Origin of the sequence: Candidatus Nitrosotenuis uzonensis (assembly GCF_000723185.1) — an archaeon.
In the GTDB taxonomy this organism is placed as follows: domain Archaea; phylum Thermoproteota; class Nitrososphaeria; order Nitrososphaerales; family Nitrosopumilaceae; genus Nitrosotenuis; species Nitrosotenuis uzonensis.
Genome location: NZ_CBTY010000009.1, coordinates 32,648 through 51,990 on the forward strand (window position 1 = coordinate 32,648; position 19,343 = coordinate 51,990).

A 19,343-nucleotide genomic window follows, 5' to 3' on the forward strand; every position below is an offset into this window, starting at 1 on the left:
TGAAATTGAAAAGACATATTTTAATGAGGAATTCAAATGGCAGTTGCATATGTATTAATTAATTGTGAGCTCGGTTCCGAACAAACGGTCATAAATCAAGTAAAACAGATAGCCGAAGTAAAGGAAGTTAGAGGAGTGTTTGGAGCATATGATATTCTTGTAAAAATAGAAACTGCATCAGTGGAAAGATTACGTGAGATAATTACTTGGAAAATACGGAAAATTGATAAAATACGATCTACACTAACGCTGATGGGTGTAGAAGGACAGGCATAGTTGCCAACAGCTTATTTTTTAGTCAATACAAAGATGAAACATGAATTAGACGTAATAAACAAAATAAAATCAATACTTAGTCAAACACAACTTCCACATGAAGTACAAGGAGTGTTTGGTGTCTATGACATAGTAAGCAAAATCACAGCTACAACAGATGAGGAGCTTCGTAACATAGTTTTAGAAAAGCTCAGAAAAATTGAGCATATAGAATCAGCAATTACCATGATGGTGAATGAGGGTTCAAAATAATGCCAACTGCATTCGTAATAATTCATTGTGAGCCAGATCAAACATACTATGTCATACGTAATTTGAAAAACTTGCCAGGAGTGAAATCAGCAGATGATGTGTTCGGTTATTACGAGATAGTATGTAAGGTAGAGTCAGATACACATTCAGAATTAGAAAAAATAATCACTGGAAAAATTAGAAAAATTGAGCACATAATAAGTACCATGACTCTAACTGTAGTTGAGGGGCAGGGGCAAACAATGTAAAATCATTCATTTGTATACAGTATTGACAAACATTTGTTAGATTTGTAAGCAGATAGTTTTATCTTGTTTTTTGCAAAAGTAATGTTCTGGCGATTGCAAGTATATACAAGGCAATTTATGAAGCACGTTTAGACTCAAGACTTGAAGAATTACTCACAAATATGCTAAGATTTGACTCTTCCGTGAATGTTCAAGAGCCAATTCGCATATTTTTGTACAACTATCAAATCATGTCAGATAATTTTTGGGCTCAATACAAATATGCAAAATCATGTGAAGATGTCTTGGAATGTTATTACCAGTTTTCAAAAAACCAATGCACCATAATAGAGACTTTGCTTGAAAATTTACGACTAGTAAAAAACCAGGATCATTTTAAAGAAGACATACATTTGATGTTAAAAGATGCGTTTACATTTTAAGGCACAAAACAAAACACAGCAAATATGCCAGAAAATAGCAAATTGCGTCAAAAAGTGGATCCGTTGACTTTTAAAATTACGGCTGCAAATCATGTTCTAACAAACATAGCAAAAAAATTGCCCAAGAATATTGCAGAAAAAAACAATCTGGAATTACACGTACAGGAATTCTTGTTTTTTGCATCAGGCGCAATTGAAGTAATAAAAAGAGAGATAAATTCAAGATTTGAAATATTTGACAAAGAAAATGTCTTTTACATATACGGATTAAAAAAACGCTTACTAGATGACGGAATACAGGGAAAAATTAAAGAAACAATTTCTAATTATTTTTCAACCCCAGAATACAACTACGAATTGGATACAAAAAATAGTAGTCTTTGGCGCCTTCAGACATTAAGAAACCAAGCAATGCACGGAAACATAATCAAGATAATACGAAATAAACTGCACTTCAAATACACTATACGAGCAGACAAAGAACGTGTCATTATATTTGTAGAATCAACAGAGAATCCATACAGATATTTTAAGCAGTTATTTGACGAGCTATGTAATTTTATAATCAAAACAAAAAAAATTATGAATCCAAATTATAAAATAAAGATAAAACCACTTCAGATATAGGAGTACAACAGTAAAAACATTCCAAGTATAGCCATGGTTACAACAGTCACAATAGAGCCTATTTTGAAGAATTCCCAGAATGAAAATGCCTCAGTTTTGTGTTTTTCTGCAGCCTCTAAAATTATGATATTACTAGCAGCTCCAAGTATAGTCAGATTTCCTGCCAAGGTACTTGCTGAAGCAAGCGCAATCCACAATAAAGTATCCGTACTAGAGACCCCCAGATTCTGCATTATTTGAAGATAGACTGCAACAAATGGGACGTTACTCATTATTTGACTCAGACCTGCACTCGTGGAAATAATGGCAAAAATTGCGGCCAGTTCGTCTGATGAGGTTAATGTTGGAAACACTGATGCAAAGACGTCTATTACTTTGCCGTTCCACATTGCAGCCATAAAAATGAACATTGAGACAAAAAAAGCAATTATTTTCCAATTAATTTGTAAAAATATCTTCTTTCGTTGTTTAGTAATTACTAGGAGTAACAAGCCACCTACAAGTGCAGGATAACTAAAATTGATGTCAGTATCAACCCCAATTGTTTTGATAAATCCGATCAAAAAGAATCCTGCTATTACAGACAATGTTATAATCAAAGAAATTCTTGCTAATGTTGGATTTTCTATTATATTTTCAGATGTTAGACTAGGCGGGATCATAGAATTATCAAATTCTTTTTTATAAAACTTTGATAATATCAGATACGTTACTGCAAGACATGCGAAAGTTGGAACGCCAAGATAGAACATAAAGTTCAAAAAAGGATTATCCATGCCACTATTCAGAGAAACAAGAAGATTTTGTGGATTTCCAATAGGAGTCAGCATACTGCCTATCGTTACTCCAAAAGCAAGGGTTATCAAAAGCGGCACAGGTCTAATCTTCATTTGAGTGGCAAGTCCTATAACTATTGGAGTGGCCACAAGAGCAATTGTATCGTTGATAAGAAATGCAGATAATAATCCTAGAATCAAGAGAATGAATCCAAGTATTCTATTTGGAGTTCTTGCACGTTCGAGAATTTTGATTGTAATATATTTGAGCAAACCTGATGATTCCAATCCAGATACTAACACAAACATTCCAAAAAGAAAAAAAATAATTTCAAAATTTATTGCCTTAAGGGCCTGCTCAAATGTGATAAGTTGTAACATCAAAGACAGTAGTGCGCCTATAGACATTATTGCCCATATAGGTAGTCGAATTCCACGTACATTACGGGTTATTATAAGGCCATACACAAGTCCGAAGAGAATGAATGCCGGAACGCTGGAATCTACAGATAACATTGATTTTTGATGACAAGTGACCATAATTTGGGTATTGACAGGTAAAAAATGCAATTAGCTTTATTTACCGTTTAAATGCCACAAGCGGCATGACAGCCGCAGATAAATTCGGCATCGCTTTTTCAATAGGATTCACTGTTGCGTTAGTGGCAGTTGCAATGTCATTTGCTGGAATGAGTCAGACTACTTTAGTCCAGCCAGCTCCAGCTCCGGCACCAACGCCAGCTCCAGCTCCGGCACCAACGCCAGCTCCAGCTCCGGCACCAACGCCAGCTCCAGCTCCGGCACCAACGCCAGCTCCAGCTCCGGCACCAACGCCAGCTCCAGCTCCGGCACCAACGCCAGCTCCAGCTCCGGCACCAGCAATGTCTGCCAAGGTGTCAATACCAAGTGGGTCATCAGTACCAGGTTGTGAAGCTACAAACGAATGCTACATACCAGCTGAAGTAACAATAGGAATAGGTGGCACCGTAACGTGGACAAACGATGACACCGCAGCACACACAGTAACAAGTGGGAATATCAACGCAGGTGGACCAGATGGAGTGTTTGACAGCAGCATATTCATGGCCGGCAAGACATTCGAGCATACCTTTGATGAAGCAGGTGAGTACGACTACTTCTGTATCGTCCACCCATGGATGACAGGTAAAGTAATAGTGGAATAAATCCACAAATCAAATTTTTTAGTTTTTTTAATTTAGTTTCGAAATGTTCTGTTCAAGATCATCCGTCATTTTTTCATAATCTGCACGTGTTTTTCCTAATTGAATTAGTTTTTTAGACTCCACATCATCGAGTTGAGCAGTGATTTCTTCTGTTAATCCCTGTAATCGCATCTCTGCCATCACAAACAGACGATTGTTTTCTTTCCAAAGATGTGCTGAAACATGCTCTATGTAATCAGATATGTCATGTACGAGTTGTTCAGAAGAACCAGACCTTAGGTATTCTTTAGATGACGCATCCATTCTTTGGACTATCTGTTTTGTCACTTGATGTTCCATCAGCATTACTGCAATCGGTCCCATATGGCGCGGCATTCCAGCTCTTTCCAAGGCGGGAAAAAGCGATTCTTCCTCTTTGCCATGATGACACACATCGGTAAAGTTCTTAGAAAAATCAACGACAGGTACAAGTATGCTCTCAGGTATCTTCTTACCAGATCTCAAGAGTTCCAATGTAACTTGCATTGATTTAAGTACCTTCTCTATTAACAGATGATCTTTTCTTAATGACTCAGTGGACACTATTGAAAAGCAGACTAGTTCTCATTTAAATTTTTGATTCAAATGAAATTATCAAGGCTATTCTCGCTCAAAGGCTTGGCATCATAACCCATTTTGACTAGATCAGAGGCAAACTCGGTAACAAAACCATGTACCGTATAGATCTTTTCTGCTCCAGATCTCTTCACTAGATCAATCAGTTCATTATAATCACAATGATCTGAAAGTGGTACTGCGTAGTCGTTATTTCTTGCAAATGGCATGCTTTGAGATTTAGCCCATCCAGAAAAGCCTATTGTTACTGCTCCATATCTTGACTTCATGTCTTTTACAAAGGTGGCGTTATCAGACATCATTGGGCATACCATTACCCAAGGCTTTTTATCAAGCAGTCCTTTGTTTTGCGCATCTGTATGGCCAATACCATCTTTTAGTGATACGCCAAGCTTGCGATGAAGATCGTTCATCTGTTTCACAGAATCATGATAATAAAGCGGTTCCCAATGACCAAACAAATGAGTGATGGTTTGTGCTTTGCCTAACGGATACCCCAAAAGCAAGACAGGGCGGCCTTTGTGATATAGTTCAGAAATCAACTCATTTACTTTTTTTAAAATCTCATCCAAACTAGGAAAGATAAATTCGGGCCTGCCAAACGTGCATTCGGTTATGAGAACTTTACATTTTGGGATTGTCGCTCCCTTCAGAAAACCTCTATGACGCGTGCATATATCGCCAGTATAAAATAGATCTTCAAAGAGCAATCCTCTTGATCCTAGTATATGTCCAGAATCATAAAGGCCGAATTCATCAAGATATTCCACGTGATTTGAGAGATCTTTTCCTCTCAGTGTTGCAATTTCCCTTGTCTCCAGTGTAGTGAGAACCACACCATCACTACGGCTGGGAAGGTGATCAGAATGAGCATGCGATACAAAATTAATTGAACCCGACAAAGCAGTTTTGGGATCAATATTAACAGTTTTACCGTCAGAAATGCAAGTAATACCGTTTTTTGTCATTCTGATCTTCAAGCTATATCTCAGACAATAAACAGGTGATTTAAGCCACAGGTTTAACCGAATGTTGACTAGAAGGAAAACGATTTTTGTAGAAATCAAAGAAAAAAGGATGCAGAGTGTCCCGTCGTCTCGTTCCGGGATTCGAATCGACACCATTGTGTCTTGGTGTAAGAGAATACAAGGTTGACTTGTACCCGGCAAGCGACGCCGCTGGACACTCTATTTTCCCTTACATTTTCGAATCGTCTGATATACGAGTTCAAAATATTTAATGTCGATCGTTAATTCCCTGAATATTTGTTTGGAAAAATAGCCGTTTGAATCAATTTTGCAAAAAATCTTTAGAATAACAATACGAATTCTTAACGTTCATTTAATGAGCAAACATACAGAAGACATCTTAAATATCAGAATTGCATTATGTGCAAGTAGCAAGGACAGTACTGGCCTCATAATCGTGGTTTGCCAGATGGATTGAAATTGTTATTTTGTTCTTGACTATATCGATTTTTACGTTATCAAATATGGTTCTGTATTTTGAAACTTTTTTGCCATCAGGCATAGACACGTAACCATCCATAGTAAGCAGGCCATCGTTTATGAGTGCGTTTATCTTTCTATACCCAGACGTTTGTGGCATACGACATGATTCTATTATCTGAGATATAATCATCGATTCGCCATTCAAGGTAGTCAGTATGTTTTTTTTGTCATCATCACCAAATGAATCCAAGATTATTTCAGTAAGTTTTTGATTTTCTATAGTAACCCATTTGTCGCCGTCGATAAGCTTGATGTCACACGCACTTTTGAAGAACTTTTGCTCAATTCCATCTGCGCCAGCACCGAAAAATTCTCTTAATACAGCATCAAGTTTTTGGAATTGCTCTATTGACTGGGTAAGAGACAGCCCATATTTTTCAAATAGTCTGGCTTCAATTTTTTGTACTGTTTTTTCGCCAAGATTCTCCCTGATAGTGGTGTCAAGGGACTTTGCCAGAAGCCGGTCAAGACCAGACATATATCTATTCTTCCCATCATACTATATTACCATTTCCATCATTGGGCATAAGAGTTTAATAGCATAAACACGTTTCCAAATATGGTATTGGCGCTTCTCATTTTTGATGATGACAATATTAGACAGTTACCTGTAGCTGAGAGATTAGCACAATGTGAGAGGATTATCAAAAACGACCAAGATGAATCAAAACGCTGGGATGCCACATGGCTTGCTGGTGAAATTGCTGAAAATCGAAATGACAAGGATCCCATTTTTAATCAGGTGGCAGATTTGATGGGATGGATACTAGAAAACGATGATAACAATGTGGTAAAACATGAAGCATGTTACCAGATTGCAGCAAGGAACATGAGAAGCAAGATTCCGCACCTTATCAATTCAGCATTAAACGATGAAAGTGGCCTTACAAAGCATGAGGCGCTAGAATCGCTCGGTTTGATGCGGGCTACAGAAGCAATAGGACTTATCAATGACGCCCTTAACGATCCAAACGAAGACGTAAGACAGACTGCGGCATTTGTGATAAAGAGATTAAAACGTATGCAAGAGTCAGGTGACTACAAGCCTTCCTCAATCATCTAAAATGGTTACTGCAATCGTAGTTGATGACGATGTAGATACGGTGGACGTGTTCTGCGACTATTTACGAATAAAAAATGTCACGATATTAGGAAGGGGATATAATGGAAAAGAAGCTGTGCAGCTATACAAAACTCATATGCCGGACATCGTATTTCTAGACTTGATGATGCCAGAATATGATGGTTTTTACGCATTAGAGAACATACGCAAGATAAATCAAGATTCCAAAATAGTAGTTGTAACTGCAGATCTGCGCGAGCATACTGCAAAGAGGCTAGAGATCTTAAAACCTACAGAGATATTCATCAAGCCCTACGATATGGAAAGAATAAACCAGCTGCTAAGTACCATCTAAACCTGCATTATTTTTCCTATTTTATCCAATGCGGATTGAATTCTCTTTATTTCCATGTCAATCTGTTCGTCAGATTTGCGTTGTTTTATTATTTGAATAGACGCGCTAATCACAAAAAGCGGATCTCGCATCATAGTTATTTTTTCTTCGGTTTGAGTCAATTGGCAGTAATCAGCACCCTTTGTATAAAAAAACTCCCTACCAAATTTGGAAACAATTCAGAAAAACGCGCGTGCCAGCTACCTAGAATAACTCTCTTTCCTGAAAAGCCCAAGATGGCTATAAACGCCAAATGAAAGTAGAATGTAATTCCAGTAGAATGGAATTTCCAGTGGATTTCCAGTATAATAGGTATCATCATTTTGCCCAAGTAAGAATGCAGTATCTGCAGTAAAAACGCAAATTGCACCAAAACAAATCAAAGTCCACATAAGATTGACCTTTCCTTTGAAAAATAGCCCTACTCCTAACAATGCCGGTATTATTATCATCGAATCAAAAGCAGGATACGCCGTAGCTATGACCATCATAAAGAGATCGTCAGTAGTTCCATGTCCAAGCGTCAGATATAGTCCAAGTACCAGTATGCCAACTGCAAAGACAGTCGACGTCGCAAACATTTTTTTTGTTATATTCACCTTAACGGGCTGCAGGTATGCAACAAAGAACATTAAAAGAAACGGATACCCAATAATATAGAAAATATCTGCTGCTGATGGGAACGGATCGATGTTAAGATACAATTCCTGTACTATCCAGAGCATTTCTGCCACAAACCAGGATACCGAATAACATGCAAAAGCAAACCATGCAACTCCATGATATCCAGACGTTCCAAAACGGACTAGCATCAATATTGCCAGAATTAGGAGAGTCCCAGATGTCGGAATGTAAAGTAGATTCCCAATAATTATTGCAGATTCGACTCCAAGATAATTAGAAAGAAGAACTAATGCAGTGCACGTAACAAGTGACGCTATAAGATATTTTTTTTCAAAAAGAGTATCAAATACGGTCTGCATTGTTATTCCAATGCGACAAGGAATTTTTGAACAGGAGTTTGATGGGAGAATTCCCTAAGACTCTCTTTAATTGACGAGATTATCGCAGTATGTGCATTCCCATACAGATCAGCAAGAACCCTTTTTAGATATTCTGGATGGTCGTAACAATCAGGGACATAGCAATTGTAGTCGTTCTTTAGTATTTCAGTTACCTTTTGAAATACTGGTTCGCCCATTTCAAGTAATGCCTTTTCTATAGAAAAGGCCACCAAAGCCTTCTTTATTTGAACATCATCTATATCCATAGATATTACTTGTTTATTCCAGTATAATTAATGAGTGTCGATTTTGACTCATGCGATTGGTTCAAACTTGTACTGTTTGTATAGTACAAACGAACTCAAATAATCTAACGAATAACATAGTATTGTATGCATTATGAAGAAAGTGGGCATAAAAAGAAGAGTGTTAATGATGCCGAGCGGCTGTTAAAAAACGCCCATGAAGACGCCGAGCGTATGATAAGAATCGCACGAGAAGATGCCGAGCGGCTGTTAAAAAACGCCCATGAAGACGCCGAGCGTATGATAAGAATCGCACGAGAAGATGCCGAGCGGCTGTTAAAAAACGCCCATGAAGACGCCGAGCGTATGATAAGAATCGCACGAGAAGATGCCGAGCGGCTGTTAAAAAACGCCCATGAAGAATCGATGCAGGAAAATGTCAAAGAAACTAAGCAGCCAAACCAACAAGATGAGAGCGGTATGTCGTTAAAGAAGGACAAACTTCATACTGTAGGCGAAATGGCATCAAGACTTGCACATGATTTACAAAATCCCCTCACCATAATTAAGAATACAGTAGAAATTCTAAAGATACAACAGCCAAATTTGGATGTAAAAACCAAAGATCATTATGAGAAAATTGAACGAGCAGTAACCAAAATGACACAGCAGATAAAGGATGTCCTCAATTATGTCAGGACCAGTAATCTGCAAGCTGAATATGTATCACTTTTGAGCATACTAAAAAACGTCCTCAATGATCTTAAGATACCTGAGTACATCAAAATCATACTTCCTGATGAAGATGTTATGTTATATGGAGATCCAAAACAGCTTGAAATAGTTTTTTCAAATCTTATCTTGAATTCCATACAGGCAATAGAGAAAAAAGGAAAAGTTATGATTCAAGCGTCCGACAATGAATATTTTACTGCAATAGATATAATCGATAATGGACACGGTATTGAAAAGGATAATTTGTCGCACATTTTTGAGCCATTATTTACAACAAAGCAGACTGGCACAGGTCTTGGTCTAGCAAGTTGCAAAGCTATAATAGAGAACCACGGTGGGAACATAGACTGCTCAAGTATAGTAGGAAAAGGTACTGTGTTTACAGTCAAACTCCCCAAGACTGAAGGCATAAAACAGTGATATTACAGGTATGAGCAGAGTTTTTGATGAATCTTGGAATTTTGATTTCTGGGCGGGGAAGCAATATGGAGGCCATTTTAAAAGCAGTCAAAAAACAGAAAATTCCCATAAAACCTGCGGTTGTAATTTCAAATAATCCAAATGCCGTCGGGCTTGAAATAGCTCAAAAATTAGGAGTCAGTACAGAAACAGTCGAAAGTAGAGGATTTTCAGGCACACGCTGGGAGTATGACCAAAGGATAATCAAAATATTATACAAGTATGGCGTTACTGAAAAGGACGGACTTGTATGCCTTGCAGGATTTATGAGAATAATTAGCCCCGAATTCATCAGAAAATACAAGAACCGGATACTCAACATACATCCTGCAATACTACCATCTTTTCCTGGATTACACTCTCAAAGACAGGCAGTAGAATACGGCGTAAAATATTCTGGGTGCACGGTACACTTTGTGGATGAAGGCGTAGATACAGGACCCATAATTTTGCAATCAATAGTTCCTGTCAGAGATAATGATACCGAAGAAACACTATCAAGAAGAATTCTAGCAAAAGAACACAAGATTTACCCACAGGCAATTAAACTTGTGGCAGAGGGAAAAGTAAAGATTGTTGGGAGACGTACCGTAATCACAAATCAGGACCGCTGAAAAAATAAACGACTACAAGATCCATCTTGTTGCCAAAAAACTTGTGCGGTACTTGCTTTTGTACATAATATGCCATGCCCTCTGAAACACGGTATTCTTTGTTGTTTATTCTAAGAAAGCCATCACCGCGAACCACATAGTAGATTTCATCAGAGTCGTGCGGTGTTTGTGTGTCTTCTTGTCCTGGTTCGAGTACCAAAATCCCAGCCGCAATATTATCTCTATTGATAAAAGTATGAAAATAATTGCTGGATTCTTTGATTTTCCCGATATATTGTTTTGTGTCAAATTCTAGTTTCATATTATCACTTTGTTTTACGCTTTTTACCACTTTTTTTCTTTTGTAGACGATGAACCAGTATTGAGAAGAGTGTCCCTGCAGGTATGCCTACCAATGTTCCTATACTCACATATGGAGCAAGGAAAAACCCACCAATCCAGACACCCCCATCTGTTGTGAATTCCATAAGGGTTCTAGGCCTTAGGAGTAATGAAACAGTCTTTGAGGTAGTCTTCTCCTTACCAACATCATCGGTATAACTAACCACCACCTCGAATGGTACTTTGTGCTCAGATGTAATTTCGACATCTTCTGTAATAATTTGGGAATGAATTTGTAATGATTCACCTCTTGATATGAAAGAAAAAGTATGTGTTGATTGCCCTCTGAACGTAACATCGTCAGGAGCAATTATTTTGACGGTAACATCCCTTAGATCTATATCAGATGAAAGTATATTCACATCAAAGGGGAATTCTGCATTAGGAAATATTGCGGACGGCACTATCGTGTTAATCTGAATCTTGGGTTCGTTTCTTATTTCTATTGGAATTGCTATGTTTTTCGAATTCAGCGGAGTTGGTATTTCATTGTTGCTCAAAAGCACTTGTGAGTATAACATGTTAAGATAGTGTGTTCCCGGCTTGGCATCAGAGGCTACAGTGAACTTGATTGTACTTCCGTAAGAGCTGCCTTTGGAGAGCCGTTCGATTGAAACAGTGTTGTTTTTTATCAGAATTGACTCGTCTTGACTAGTAATTACAAATCGAATATCTTGTTTGTCTTCCCAACCATTATTTTGGACAAATACGGTTAGCTCAAAATCTCTTCCAGACATAACGATGTCAGGATAACTCATAGAGATATCCATTGCACCGTCCATAGTGTGTTTTATAGTTGCACCTTCAGTCGCCTGTATTATTGCAGGCAATGCCATCAAGGTCAGCATCAACAGGATTTTTTTCATCTATCTTTTACCGCATAGACTGTATGTGTTTTTGTTTGAGTTCTTTTTGTCTTTTAGCAAATTCGTTGATTTTTTCGGATTCTTTTTTAAGTTCTGTAAAGAACAAGTCTGGATGTTTATCATCGTGTTTTTCTTTGCTCAATTCAAAACAGATTATAATTTCTTAAATTTAAACTGATTTAAAGTGCGTTCGTGCATAACCAGAATTGAACGAGAATATCAATTATTTATCACATATGGGATGGTGCAACAGATATAATTAAAATGCATATGCGTAAATCTGCTATCCCTACCTTGATCATAGTTAACTATGTTAATTATTCGTTATATATTCAAGGACATGATTTAGGGTATTGAAAAAAAGTACATACTCGAGTAGATCGTTTCGTAAGATATTATTGCCAGGATTAGTTGCAGTCGTACTAGTTGCAGTTGGATATTTTGCAGTGGTATCAACAATACCTGTTAATTCCACACATCCTGTGTTTGGAGCCCCATCAAACCACTACATTAAGGTGATAGACTCTAAAAACGGTCCAATTTTTGTTACAACATCTACAAAAGGTGCTAAAAAAAACATCGAGCCCACATACAAGCCAATAATACATGCCAGAGTTGGGGAGCTTATTTCACTGCACATAATAAATGAAGATCATGATAAACATAATCTTAACTTGGATGAATTCAACGTACACACCAACGACATTGGGTACTTTGGAACCCAATCAATTACATTTGTTGCAGATAAGGCAGGACAGTTTTACTTCCATTGCACTCTGCACCCAGAAATGACAGGTAGTATAACGATCGAGTAATATGAAATACATCACATATGCTTTTTTTATTGTAAGAGGAATTGACGTTGTCAGATAATGACTCAAGAAATGGAGTATTGGAGATAATAGAATCTTTTGTAGACAAAATACAGAAGATTAGAATGCTTCTTGTTGGAATTTCAATATCTGCGTTGATTTTAGCGCCGTTTGCAATAGGCATGTCAGTATATCTAATTACGCATGAACAGTTTTACTTCATACTTGATGAATATGATGAATTTGGTATGTTTCTTTCTGCTCTGCTTGGCACTGTAATAGTAATTTCCATAGTGTGGTTGATGCTAGGAATTAGACAGTACATTATGCTAAAATCATGGAATGAAAGATATGCAAAGTACATCAAACGGAAAGAAGAGATCGATGAGAAGATATCATCTCAATTCAAACTAGATGAGGATGATGAGTAGATTGTTTTGTGTTCCTGACGGCTTTCTTGGAAACAGTTCTTCGTAAGGCTCAATTATATTCCTGCAAAAGTCTAGTCCTTTTGAAGTTACCTTGTAAATTGTTATTATGCGCTTACCATCTTCTACTATTGATTTTGCGATCATTCCGTTGGATTCCAGTTCTTCCAGTATATGCTTATGTTTTTTTAGATTAAGACCACTATAACTTACAAGCGCGGTCTGATTGAGATGACCATGCTGGGCAAGCAGTACAATTATGTCCTTTACTATGTAGATTTTATCCCTGTATCTCTTTGTGACCGTCATTAATTTTTAGAATTTGAAGTTCTAATTAAGCATAAGACCAAATTTCCATTTGATTACATTAAATACAATTAATCTTACAGACAGATATTGGTCGGCACCAAAATTGACGGAGTTCTAGTTTCAAACATAGTAAAAGAACGAGTAAAAAAGGCAGTTGAAGAATTACGATCACAAGGTATACAGCCATGTCTTGCAACTGTTTTAATCGGCGATGATCCTGCTTCTGCCACATACGTGAGAAACAAACAAAAAGCATGCGCTGATGTCGGAATAAAAACAAAGGATCACAAGCTAGAGAGGACCTTGACTCAGATTGAGATTAATACGCTTATCGACAAACTAAACGCGGATATTGAGGTTCATGGAATTTTAGTGCAGCTTCCTCTACCACAACAACTTGATGAGTTTGAGACAACCTCAAGAATATCACCGCTAAAGGACGTAGATGGACTTACTCCACACAATGCAGGACTGCTTTCCATGAAAAAAGCAGTTCTTAAAGCATGTACACCCTCAGGAATCATGGAACTGTTAGATCATTATAGAATAGACGTTAACGGAAAGAATGCAGTAATAATAAACAGGAGTAATCTTCTTGGAAAACCGTTGTATCATTTACTGCTTGAAAGAGATGCAACGGTAACAACTTGTCACTCAAAAACAAAAAACCTCAAGGAGATCTGCAGACAGGCAGACATAATCATAACAGGTGTAGGAGACAGAGCTAAATTTACTTTAACTGAGGATATGATAAAAGAAGGTGCAGTCGTCATTGATGTGGCCACAGCAAGATTGAATGGAAAGTTAGTCGGTGATTGTGACTTTGATAGTATCATACAAAAGGCAGCATTTGCGTCACCTGTGCCAGGAGGTGTTGGCCCCATGACAATTGCAATGCTTTTAAAAAACACAGTCACTGCAGCATCAATGAGTGCCAGATTTGCAAGAAGATAAGGAAAAATCTAGTCTTCGTAGGCTGTTATTACAAAAACGCGACACCATATCAGCTGACTATATTAGTATAGCAAGTAAGCAGATTCAAAAAAATCTGAAAAAAATTGAAGTCTATCGGGTTGCAAAAAAAATTGCGGGGTATTATTCTATCGGAAGTGAAGTAAAGACAGGCAGCATAATACAAGAGATATTAGCAGACGGCAAGACGGTTGCACTTCCTCGAGTGGTAGAAGATGAGATTGTCTTTTGTGAGGTAAGAAGCTTTGACGAATTGGAAAAAGGCGAATTCGGTATAATGGAGCCAAAGCTAAGTTGCCCTATAACTAACAACTTTGACATCATACTGGTGCCGGCCATCGCAATGACAAAAGAAGGTCAAAGGTTAGGGTACGGAATGGGATATTATGACAGATTTCTAGCAAACACAACTGCAACAACAATTGCGTTAACATATTCAAAGCTATTAGTAAAGAGCATTCCAAGATCAAAGCACGACATAACCATACAATGGATAGTCACAGAAGACGATGTGATAAACACATCATAGATAGGCAAGGCCCTTTTTTCCAATATCGTTTCTACAGTACTTGTTATCCCATGTGATCTTGGCCACGGCAGAATAGGCGTTTGTGATTGCGTCTTGCAGCGTATCCCCAAGTGCAGTAACGCCAAGAACCCGTCCGCCATTTGTCAATATTTTACCATTTTCCCTTTTAGTGCCTGCATGAAACACCATAATATTATTTCCAGATATATTTTCCAAGCCAGATATTGGCTCATTTTTTGAGTAAGAGTCAGGATACCCCTTGGATGCCAAGACCACACAGACAGCAGTTTGTTTTTTCCACGATATTGGTGGCAGATTATCAAGACTTCCATCTGAGCTTGCTTTAAGATACTCATACAAATCAGAATCCATACGCATCAATATGGGCTGACATTCTGGGTCACCCATTCTTGTGTTGAATTCAAGAACGTATGGTTTTCCGCCACTGATCATTATGCCTGCATACAAAAAGCCTTTGAACTGGATCCCTTCTTTTTTCATAGATTCCACAGTTCTATCAATTACATCTTGTTGTATTACATCTGCTAGGTCTTGATCTATGACTCCCGTAGGAGAATATGCGCCCATGCCGCCAGTATTTGGTCCTTTATCATCATCAAAGATGCGTTTATGATCTTGGCTTGTCGCCATCGGTATTGCCACATTGCCATCAGATAATGCAATATACGATGCCTCTACACCATCAATTTTTTTTTCGATTATGATTTTTTTTCCTGCATTTCCAAACGTTTGCTTTATCAGCATCGTGTCTATTGCCTCAAATGCTTCGTTTTTACTAGAGCATACAATTACACCCTTTCCTGCCGCAAGTCCGTCTGCTTTGATTACCACATCATAATCCAAGGATTTAACATAGTTTTTTGCCTTGTCGGCATTATCAAATACTGCAAAAGGCGCAGTTGGGATGCCATACTTTTTCATGAATTCTTTTGCCCATATTTTACTTGATTCCAGCTGAGCTGCTGCCTTTGTGGGCCCAAATATGTTCAATCCTTCACCGATAAACTTGTCAACTATACCAAGAGATAGAGGCACTTCTGGTCCTACTACAGTAAAGCAGTCATTTTTCTTTGCAAACTCTGCCAACCTGTCTATGTCTTCCGCAGATATTGCGACGTTGTTTGTAGTTCCCCCATTCCCAGGTGCAAAAAAGATCTTATCTACCAGTCTTGATTGAGATAGCTTCCAGCCTAGGGCGTGTTCACGTCCTCCCGATCCAACTACAAGAATATTTCTCAATAATGCGAGTTTTTGAATCTCGTATATTAATCCAAGTTGTCTTCAAAGCAATGTCAGATGAGTTGTTTAGAAACAATTCGCATGTGTCTAGCTTTATAAAATCAGATCAAACATCAAATCAGTATTGCAGTTAGCAAGAGATTTTGACTCAAAAAAAATTGAAGATGAGATCAGAGCCCATTTAAAAAACGCCGATTTACGCAAAATTATTTGGGATTCTAAAAAACAGGGCGAAATAGTCTTCATTGAAGGGCCTCCAACTATGAATGGAATCCCGCATGCAGGTCATCTCAGAGGACGAGTCATCAAGGATTTATGGTACAGGTACATGACGCTAAAAGGTTACAGAGTTAGATTTAACGCAGGATGGGATACGCAGGGCTTGCCAGTAGAATTGCAGGCAGAAAAAGAGCTCGGAATAACAGGCGGAAAATCAGAGATTCTAAAAACGGTAGGAATTGAAAAATTAGTGGCAGAATGCAAAAGGATAGTTCACAAGTACAACGAAAAATGGGTCCAGGTAGACAGGCTGCTTGGTATGTCATTTGACCAAGATAATGCATATTGGACTTACAAAGACGAATTCATAGAACGTGAATGGCAATTCTTGAAAAAAGCGCATGAGACAGGCATTCTGACAGAAGGGTATAGAGTAGTCGCATACTGTCCAAGCTGTCAGACATCACTCAGTCATGGGGAAGTAAACCAAGGATACGATATAGTTCAAGACCCGTCACTTTACTACAAGGTAAAGCTTGCAAATGATGATGTCTATCTTATAATTTGGACTACCATGCCGTTTACTCTTGTAACGGATGCAATGGTTGGGCTTAACCCAGATGAAGATTATCATTATGTAAAAGTAGAAAATGAGACATGGGTTGTAGGGCAAAAAAGACTTGAAGAATTAATGAAGGAAGTAAAAATTGATAACTATCAAATAATCAAGACGCTCAAAGGAGCAGAATTTGATGGAGTGAAATACATTCATCCTCTTCTTGATAAGATTCCAAAATTAAAGGAAATGTCCAAACAGTCCACGATTCACCTTGCAGTTGCCGAATCGTTTGTGGATGCAAATACTGGCAGTGGGCTTGTCCATCTCTCGCCTGCAAACGGCGAGGATGATTATGAGATTGCAAAAAAAAGAGGCGTGCCTATCTTTAGTCCTATTGATGATGAGGTAAAGTTCACGGATGATGCAGGCTCTTATTCAGGAATGTTTGTGAGAGATGCCGACAGGCAGATTGTTGAAGATCTAAAAAATGCCGGCGCTCTTGTTAGAATAGGCAGAATAAAACACAAATATCCACTGTGCTGGCGTTCAAAACATCCAATAGTGTGGTTGGCAAGAAGAGAATTCTTTTACATGTTAGATAGACTCGGCGAGAAAGCAGTCGAGGCTGCATCAAATGTGGAGTATTTTTTTGATCAGCCAAAAAATAGATTCCTAGCCATAATAAAAGAAAAGCACCCATGGTGTATCTCACGAGAGCGATTCTGGGGCTGCCCATTGCCAATATGGAATTGTAAGAACTGTGGTCATATTGAGCGACTCTATTCAAGAAAGGAAATAGTTGCAGCAGCCTCAGATCTTCCTGACGGTCCAAATTTTGAGTTGCATAGACCATGGATTGACAGGGTTTTAATCAAATGTAGAAAATGCAGTACCCAAATGGAACGAGAAAAATTTGTTCTGGATACTTGGCATAACAGCGGTTCAGCCCCCTACTCCTCACTCACAGATGAGGAATACAAAAAAGGGATTCCCGCTCCGTTTCTTACCGAAGGCATAGATCAAACCAGAGGTTGGGCATACACATTGTTAATTGAGAACGTCATACTAAATGACAAGCCCATCTCGCCATTCAAGTCATTTTTGTTTCAAGGACATGTTCTTGACAAAAACGGAAACAAGATGAGCAAGAGCCTAGGCAACGTAATGGACGCTGAGGAAATGCTTACAAAATACTCCGTAGATCTGGTAAGGTTTTACTTTATTTGGAAATCAAGTCCGATAGAGCCCATCAATTTTAGCACCGATGAGATGATGTCAAGGCCATATCAAATCCTCAATACGCTATATCATCTGCACTTGTACTTCAAACAGAACAGCGAATATGACAAGTTTGATAATTCCAAGACGCCCGTATCATGGGCGCATCAAAACAGGCTCCTCGAAACTCCAGATAGATGGATTTTATCCAAGCTACAAAAGATTGTGTTAGACATACAAGAAAATAACGACAGATGCAGATTTCACGAATCTGCAAGGTCTATTGAAGATTTTGTAATAAATTTGCTCAGTCAGGTATACATACCAATCACTAAGGCAGAGCTCTGGGACGAAGATAGTTCAAAGGGTAACCGACGTCTTGCCATCTATGCAGTTTTGCATGAAGTGCTCAGAACTCTAGACATACTCATACACCCATTATGTCCTTACACCAGCGAATACTTGTATCTGTGTACATTTGATGATACGAGTATTCTACTGCAGGACTGGCCGACTGTAAGGCATGAGCTGCTTGATGAGCAACTTGAGGAGTCATTTGATCTGATGAAAGAAGTAGTTTCAATTTCTGCTGCAGCAAGAATGAAGGCTAAGCTAAAACGAAGATGGCCGCTCGATGAGGCAATAATCTGCTTAAGAAAGGGGCAGAAGACAAAATTGGAATTACTCAGAGACCTCATGATGTCCCAGATGAACGTAGAGGAGGTAAAAATAGTCGAGATTGAAAGCAAGACAGGGCTGGAGTTGTTATCAGAGCTACAAAAAATAGGCGCCCCAATCAAACCTATTGTAGAATTGGAAAGAAAAAGAATCGGGCCAAAGGCAAAGCAGCATATGGAATTGTTGCTGTCCAAGTTTTCAGCCACCCAGCCAGAAACCATAGTTTCCAGCCTATTGAGCGGAGGCGCCTACACCTTTGAGATAGGAGATACGAAAATCACACTTGATAAGGAAGACTTTATAGTCAGTTTCGATTCAAAAGACGGTTACGCATTCTCGCAAAGAGACAATTTCATGGTGTTTATCTCTACCACAAGAAATCGTGAAATGATGGCACGCGGTTTAGTAAAGGATCTGGCAAGAAGACTACAGACATTAAGGAAGGAAAGAGGCTACAATCCGACAGATATTTTGCACACTGCGTCTATTCTGGAACTTGATCAAGAATCCTTGGAGATGGTCAAGGAAAGATCAGATGAATTGGCATTTTTGGTGAGAGTAAAACAGATCGACTTTACTGGAATTGGTAAAAACTACAAAGATGACGACATTGATGGTCAAAAAATCCGAATTACAGTAGAGTGAGAAGCTAGCTTTTAGCAAATCAGGCAGGTTAAATATCAAAAT

Annotated in this window: 27 protein-coding genes; 14 read left to right on the forward strand and 13 right to left on the reverse strand. The window is 38.3% G+C overall.

Annotated features, from left to right (window positions below; genetic code table 11):
* Window positions 1-36: 36 nt before the first annotated feature.
* The 4 genes from NITUZ_RS05300 (at window position 37) to NITUZ_RS05320 (ending at window position 1,825) form a co-directional block, all read left to right on the forward strand.
* Window positions 37-276, forward strand: coding sequence for an Lrp/AsnC ligand binding domain-containing protein (locus tag NITUZ_RS05300; protein WP_048196193.1), 240 nt, complete (start codon window positions 37-39; stop codon window positions 274-276).
* A gap of 33 nt (window positions 277-309) precedes the next feature.
* On the forward strand, window positions 310-528 hold the full coding sequence (locus tag NITUZ_RS05305) for an Lrp/AsnC ligand binding domain-containing protein (RefSeq protein WP_052370096.1): 219 nt from the start codon (window positions 310-312) through the stop codon (window positions 526-528).
* A complete protein-coding gene (locus NITUZ_RS05310) occupies window positions 528-776 on the forward strand; it encodes an Lrp/AsnC ligand binding domain-containing protein (protein WP_048196197.1) in 249 nt (82 codons plus the stop codon). The genes NITUZ_RS05305 and NITUZ_RS05310 overlap by 1 nt, the downstream gene beginning before the upstream one ends.
* 485 nt (window positions 777-1,261) lie before the next feature.
* Window positions 1,262-1,825, forward strand: coding sequence for a hypothetical protein (locus NITUZ_RS05320; RefSeq protein ID WP_155991387.1), 564 nt, complete (start codon window positions 1,262-1,264; stop codon window positions 1,823-1,825).
* Here the strand turns inward: NITUZ_RS05320 and NITUZ_RS05325 are convergent.
* Window positions 1,816-3,117, reverse strand: coding sequence for an ArsB/NhaD family transporter (locus tag NITUZ_RS05325; RefSeq protein ID WP_048196896.1), 1,302 nt, complete (start codon window positions 3,115-3,117; stop codon window positions 1,816-1,818). The genes NITUZ_RS05320 and NITUZ_RS05325 overlap by 10 nt on opposite strands.
* A gap of 178 nt (window positions 3,118-3,295) precedes the next feature.
* Complete coding sequence (locus NITUZ_RS10275; protein WP_244443823.1) at window positions 3,296-3,493, reverse strand: hypothetical protein; 198 nt, start codon at window positions 3,491-3,493, stop codon at window positions 3,296-3,298.
* Here NITUZ_RS10275 and NITUZ_RS10280 point away from each other — a divergent pair.
* Window positions 3,483-3,785 carry a cupredoxin domain-containing protein gene (locus NITUZ_RS10280; RefSeq protein ID WP_244443824.1) on the forward strand — a complete coding sequence of 101 codons (303 nt, stop codon included), beginning with the start codon at window positions 3,483-3,485 and terminating at the stop codon, window positions 3,783-3,785. The two genes, NITUZ_RS10275 and NITUZ_RS10280, sit on opposite strands and share 11 nt — an antisense overlap.
* Window positions 3,786-3,812: 27 nt before the next feature.
* Here NITUZ_RS10280 and NITUZ_RS05335 read toward each other — a convergent pair whose 3' ends face one another.
* The 3 genes from NITUZ_RS05335 to NITUZ_RS05345 form a co-directional block, all read right to left on the reverse strand.
* A complete protein-coding gene (locus NITUZ_RS05335) occupies window positions 3,813-4,367 on the reverse strand; it encodes a hemerythrin domain-containing protein (RefSeq protein WP_048196205.1) in 555 nt (184 codons plus the stop codon).
* Between the two features lie 38 nt (window positions 4,368-4,405).
* A complete protein-coding gene (locus tag NITUZ_RS05340) occupies window positions 4,406-5,368 on the reverse strand; it encodes an MBL fold metallo-hydrolase RNA specificity domain-containing protein (RefSeq protein WP_048196898.1) in 963 nt (320 codons plus the stop codon).
* Window positions 5,369-5,786: 418 nt separating this feature from the next.
* Window positions 5,787-6,389, reverse strand: a complete 603-nt coding sequence (locus NITUZ_RS05345; protein WP_048196212.1) for a hypothetical protein — start codon at window positions 6,387-6,389, stop codon at window positions 5,787-5,789.
* An 81-nt stretch (window positions 6,390-6,470) separates the two neighbouring features.
* Between NITUZ_RS05345 and NITUZ_RS05350 the strand changes: the two genes are divergently transcribed.
* Window positions 6,471-6,974 carry a HEAT repeat domain-containing protein gene (locus NITUZ_RS05350; protein ID WP_048196214.1) on the forward strand — a complete coding sequence of 168 codons (504 nt, stop codon included), beginning with the start codon at window positions 6,471-6,473 and terminating at the stop codon, window positions 6,972-6,974.
* A 1-nt stretch (window position 6,975) separates the two neighbouring features.
* Entirely contained in the window at window positions 6,976-7,329 is a 354-nt protein-coding gene (locus NITUZ_RS05355) for a response regulator transcription factor (protein ID WP_048196216.1), read from the forward strand.
* Here the strand turns inward: NITUZ_RS05355 and NITUZ_RS09990 are convergent.
* The 3 genes from NITUZ_RS09990 to NITUZ_RS05365 all read right to left on the reverse strand — a co-directional run bounded on the left by NITUZ_RS09990 (window position 7,326) and on the right by NITUZ_RS05365 (window position 8,638).
* A complete protein-coding gene (locus NITUZ_RS09990) occupies window positions 7,326-7,490 on the reverse strand; it encodes a hypothetical protein (RefSeq protein ID WP_155991389.1) in 165 nt (54 codons plus the stop codon). The genes NITUZ_RS05355 and NITUZ_RS09990 overlap by 4 nt on opposite strands.
* A 78-nt stretch (window positions 7,491-7,568) precedes the next feature.
* Window positions 7,569-8,351, reverse strand: a complete 783-nt coding sequence (locus NITUZ_RS09680) for a hypothetical protein (RefSeq protein WP_052370098.1) — start codon at window positions 8,349-8,351, stop codon at window positions 7,569-7,571.
* A 2-nt stretch (window positions 8,352-8,353) separates the two neighbouring features.
* On the reverse strand, window positions 8,354-8,638 hold the full coding sequence (locus NITUZ_RS05365; protein ID WP_048196218.1) for a hypothetical protein: 285 nt from the start codon (window positions 8,636-8,638) through the stop codon (window positions 8,354-8,356).
* A gap of 126 nt (window positions 8,639-8,764) precedes the next feature.
* Here NITUZ_RS05365 and NITUZ_RS05370 point away from each other — a divergent pair, with 126 nt between their 5' ends.
* Together NITUZ_RS05370 and purN are read left to right on the forward strand one after the other, a co-directional pair.
* The gene (locus tag NITUZ_RS05370; RefSeq protein WP_052370099.1) at window positions 8,765-9,772 is read left to right on the forward strand and encodes a sensor histidine kinase; all 1,008 of its coding nucleotides are present in this window, start codon (window positions 8,765-8,767) and stop codon (window positions 9,770-9,772) included.
* A gap of 23 nt (window positions 9,773-9,795) precedes the next feature.
* Window positions 9,796-10,425, forward strand: a complete 630-nt coding sequence (purN, locus tag NITUZ_RS05375; protein ID WP_048196221.1) for a phosphoribosylglycinamide formyltransferase — start codon at window positions 9,796-9,798, stop codon at window positions 10,423-10,425.
* On the opposite strand, the gene NITUZ_RS05380 is transcribed toward purN, so the two are convergent.
* Genes NITUZ_RS05380 through NITUZ_RS10350 form a run of 3 tightly spaced genes read right to left on the reverse strand, consistent with a single transcriptional unit; the run spans window position 10,406 to window position 11,814 of the window.
* Window positions 10,406-10,726: a cupin domain-containing protein gene (locus tag NITUZ_RS05380; protein ID WP_048196903.1), complete on the reverse strand. Its 321-nt coding sequence runs from the start codon at window positions 10,724-10,726 to the stop codon at window positions 10,406-10,408. The genes purN and NITUZ_RS05380 overlap by 20 nt on opposite strands.
* A 4-nt stretch (window positions 10,727-10,730) precedes the next feature.
* Window positions 10,731-11,672, reverse strand: a complete 942-nt coding sequence (locus tag NITUZ_RS05385; protein WP_052370100.1) for a COG1361 family protein — start codon at window positions 11,670-11,672, stop codon at window positions 10,731-10,733.
* 7 nt (window positions 11,673-11,679) lie between these two features.
* Window positions 11,680-11,814 (reverse strand): hypothetical protein, encoded by a 135-nt coding sequence (locus NITUZ_RS10350; protein WP_275040824.1) that lies wholly within the window; start codon window positions 11,812-11,814, stop codon window positions 11,680-11,682.
* Between the two features lie 211 nt (window positions 11,815-12,025).
* Here NITUZ_RS10350 and NITUZ_RS05390 point away from each other — a divergent pair, with 211 nt between their 5' ends.
* Together NITUZ_RS05390 and NITUZ_RS05395 are read left to right on the forward strand one after the other, a co-directional pair.
* Complete coding sequence (locus tag NITUZ_RS05390) at window positions 12,026-12,487, forward strand: cupredoxin domain-containing protein (protein WP_048196223.1); 462 nt, start codon at window positions 12,026-12,028, stop codon at window positions 12,485-12,487.
* A 47-nt stretch (window positions 12,488-12,534) separates the two neighbouring features.
* Window positions 12,535-12,915, forward strand: a complete 381-nt coding sequence (locus tag NITUZ_RS05395) for a hypothetical protein (protein WP_052370102.1) — start codon at window positions 12,535-12,537, stop codon at window positions 12,913-12,915.
* Here the strand turns inward: NITUZ_RS05395 and NITUZ_RS05400 are convergent.
* The gene (locus NITUZ_RS05400; protein WP_048196226.1) at window positions 12,895-13,221 is read right to left on the reverse strand and encodes a winged helix-turn-helix domain-containing protein; all 327 of its coding nucleotides are present in this window, start codon (window positions 13,219-13,221) and stop codon (window positions 12,895-12,897) included. The two genes, NITUZ_RS05395 and NITUZ_RS05400, sit on opposite strands and share 21 nt — an antisense overlap.
* Window positions 13,222-13,308: 87 nt before the next feature.
* On the opposite strand from NITUZ_RS05400, the gene NITUZ_RS05405 reads away from it, so the two are divergent.
* A complete protein-coding gene (locus NITUZ_RS05405; RefSeq protein ID WP_048196228.1) occupies window positions 13,309-14,175 on the forward strand; it encodes a bifunctional 5,10-methylenetetrahydrofolate dehydrogenase/5,10-methenyltetrahydrofolate cyclohydrolase in 867 nt (288 codons plus the stop codon).
* Entirely contained in the window at window positions 14,153-14,722 is a 570-nt protein-coding gene (locus NITUZ_RS05410) for a 5-formyltetrahydrofolate cyclo-ligase (protein WP_320409004.1), read from the forward strand. The genes NITUZ_RS05405 and NITUZ_RS05410 overlap by 23 nt, the downstream gene beginning before the upstream one ends.
* On the opposite strand, the gene purD is transcribed toward NITUZ_RS05410, so the two are convergent.
* Window positions 14,717-15,982 carry a phosphoribosylamine--glycine ligase gene (purD, locus tag NITUZ_RS05415; protein ID WP_048196230.1) on the reverse strand — a complete coding sequence of 422 codons (1,266 nt, stop codon included), beginning with the start codon at window positions 15,980-15,982 and terminating at the stop codon, window positions 14,717-14,719. The two genes, NITUZ_RS05410 and purD, sit on opposite strands and share 6 nt — an antisense overlap.
* Window positions 15,983-16,106: 124 nt before the next feature.
* Between purD and ileS the strand changes: the two genes are divergently transcribed.
* Window positions 16,107-19,301, forward strand: coding sequence for an isoleucine--tRNA ligase (gene ileS, locus NITUZ_RS05420; RefSeq protein WP_048196232.1), 3,195 nt, complete (start codon window positions 16,107-16,109; stop codon window positions 19,299-19,301).
* The last annotated feature ends 42 nt before the right edge of the window (window positions 19,302-19,343 follow it).

Bases quoted from the DNA above. Each gene is read 5' to 3' on its own strand.
- NITUZ_RS05380 (WP_048196903.1), bottom strand. From the start codon at position 10,726: ATGAAACTAGAATTTGACACAAAACAATATATCGGGAAAATCAAAGAA.
- NITUZ_RS05340 (WP_048196898.1), bottom strand. From the start codon at position 5,368: ATGACAAAAAACGGTATTACTTGCATTTCTGACGGTAAAACTGTTAAT.
- NITUZ_RS10280 (WP_244443824.1), top strand. From the start codon at position 3,483: ATGTCTGCCAAGGTGTCAATACCAAGTGGGTCATCAGTACCAGGTTGT.
- NITUZ_RS05365 (WP_048196218.1), bottom strand. From the start codon at position 8,638: ATGGATATAGATGATGTTCAAATAAAGAAGGCTTTGGTGGCCTTTTCT.
- NITUZ_RS05385 (WP_052370100.1), bottom strand. From the start codon at position 11,672: ATGAAAAAAATCCTGTTGATGCTGACCTTGATGGCATTGCCTGCAATA.
- NITUZ_RS09680 (WP_052370098.1), bottom strand. From the start codon at position 8,351: ATGCAGACCGTATTTGATACTCTTTTTGAAAAAAAATATCTTATAGCG.
- NITUZ_RS05370 (WP_052370099.1), top strand. From the start codon at position 8,765: ATGCATTATGAAGAAAGTGGGCATAAAAAGAAGAGTGTTAATGATGCC.
- NITUZ_RS05400 (WP_048196226.1), bottom strand. From the start codon at position 13,221: ATGACGGTCACAAAGAGATACAGGGATAAAATCTACATAGTAAAGGAC.
- NITUZ_RS05355 (WP_048196216.1), top strand. From the start codon at position 6,976: ATGGTTACTGCAATCGTAGTTGATGACGATGTAGATACGGTGGACGTG.
- NITUZ_RS05345 (WP_048196212.1), bottom strand. From the start codon at position 6,389: ATGTCTGGTCTTGACCGGCTTCTGGCAAAGTCCCTTGACACCACTATC.
- NITUZ_RS05350 (WP_048196214.1), top strand. From the start codon at position 6,471: ATGGTATTGGCGCTTCTCATTTTTGATGATGACAATATTAGACAGTTA.
- NITUZ_RS05325 (WP_048196896.1), bottom strand. From the start codon at position 3,117: ATGTTATCTGTAGATTCCAGCGTTCCGGCATTCATTCTCTTCGGACTT.
- NITUZ_RS05305 (WP_052370096.1), top strand. From the start codon at position 310: ATGAAACATGAATTAGACGTAATAAACAAAATAAAATCAATACTTAGT.
- NITUZ_RS05310 (WP_048196197.1), top strand. From the start codon at position 528: ATGCCAACTGCATTCGTAATAATTCATTGTGAGCCAGATCAAACATAC.
- NITUZ_RS05300 (WP_048196193.1), top strand. From the start codon at position 37: ATGGCAGTTGCATATGTATTAATTAATTGTGAGCTCGGTTCCGAACAA.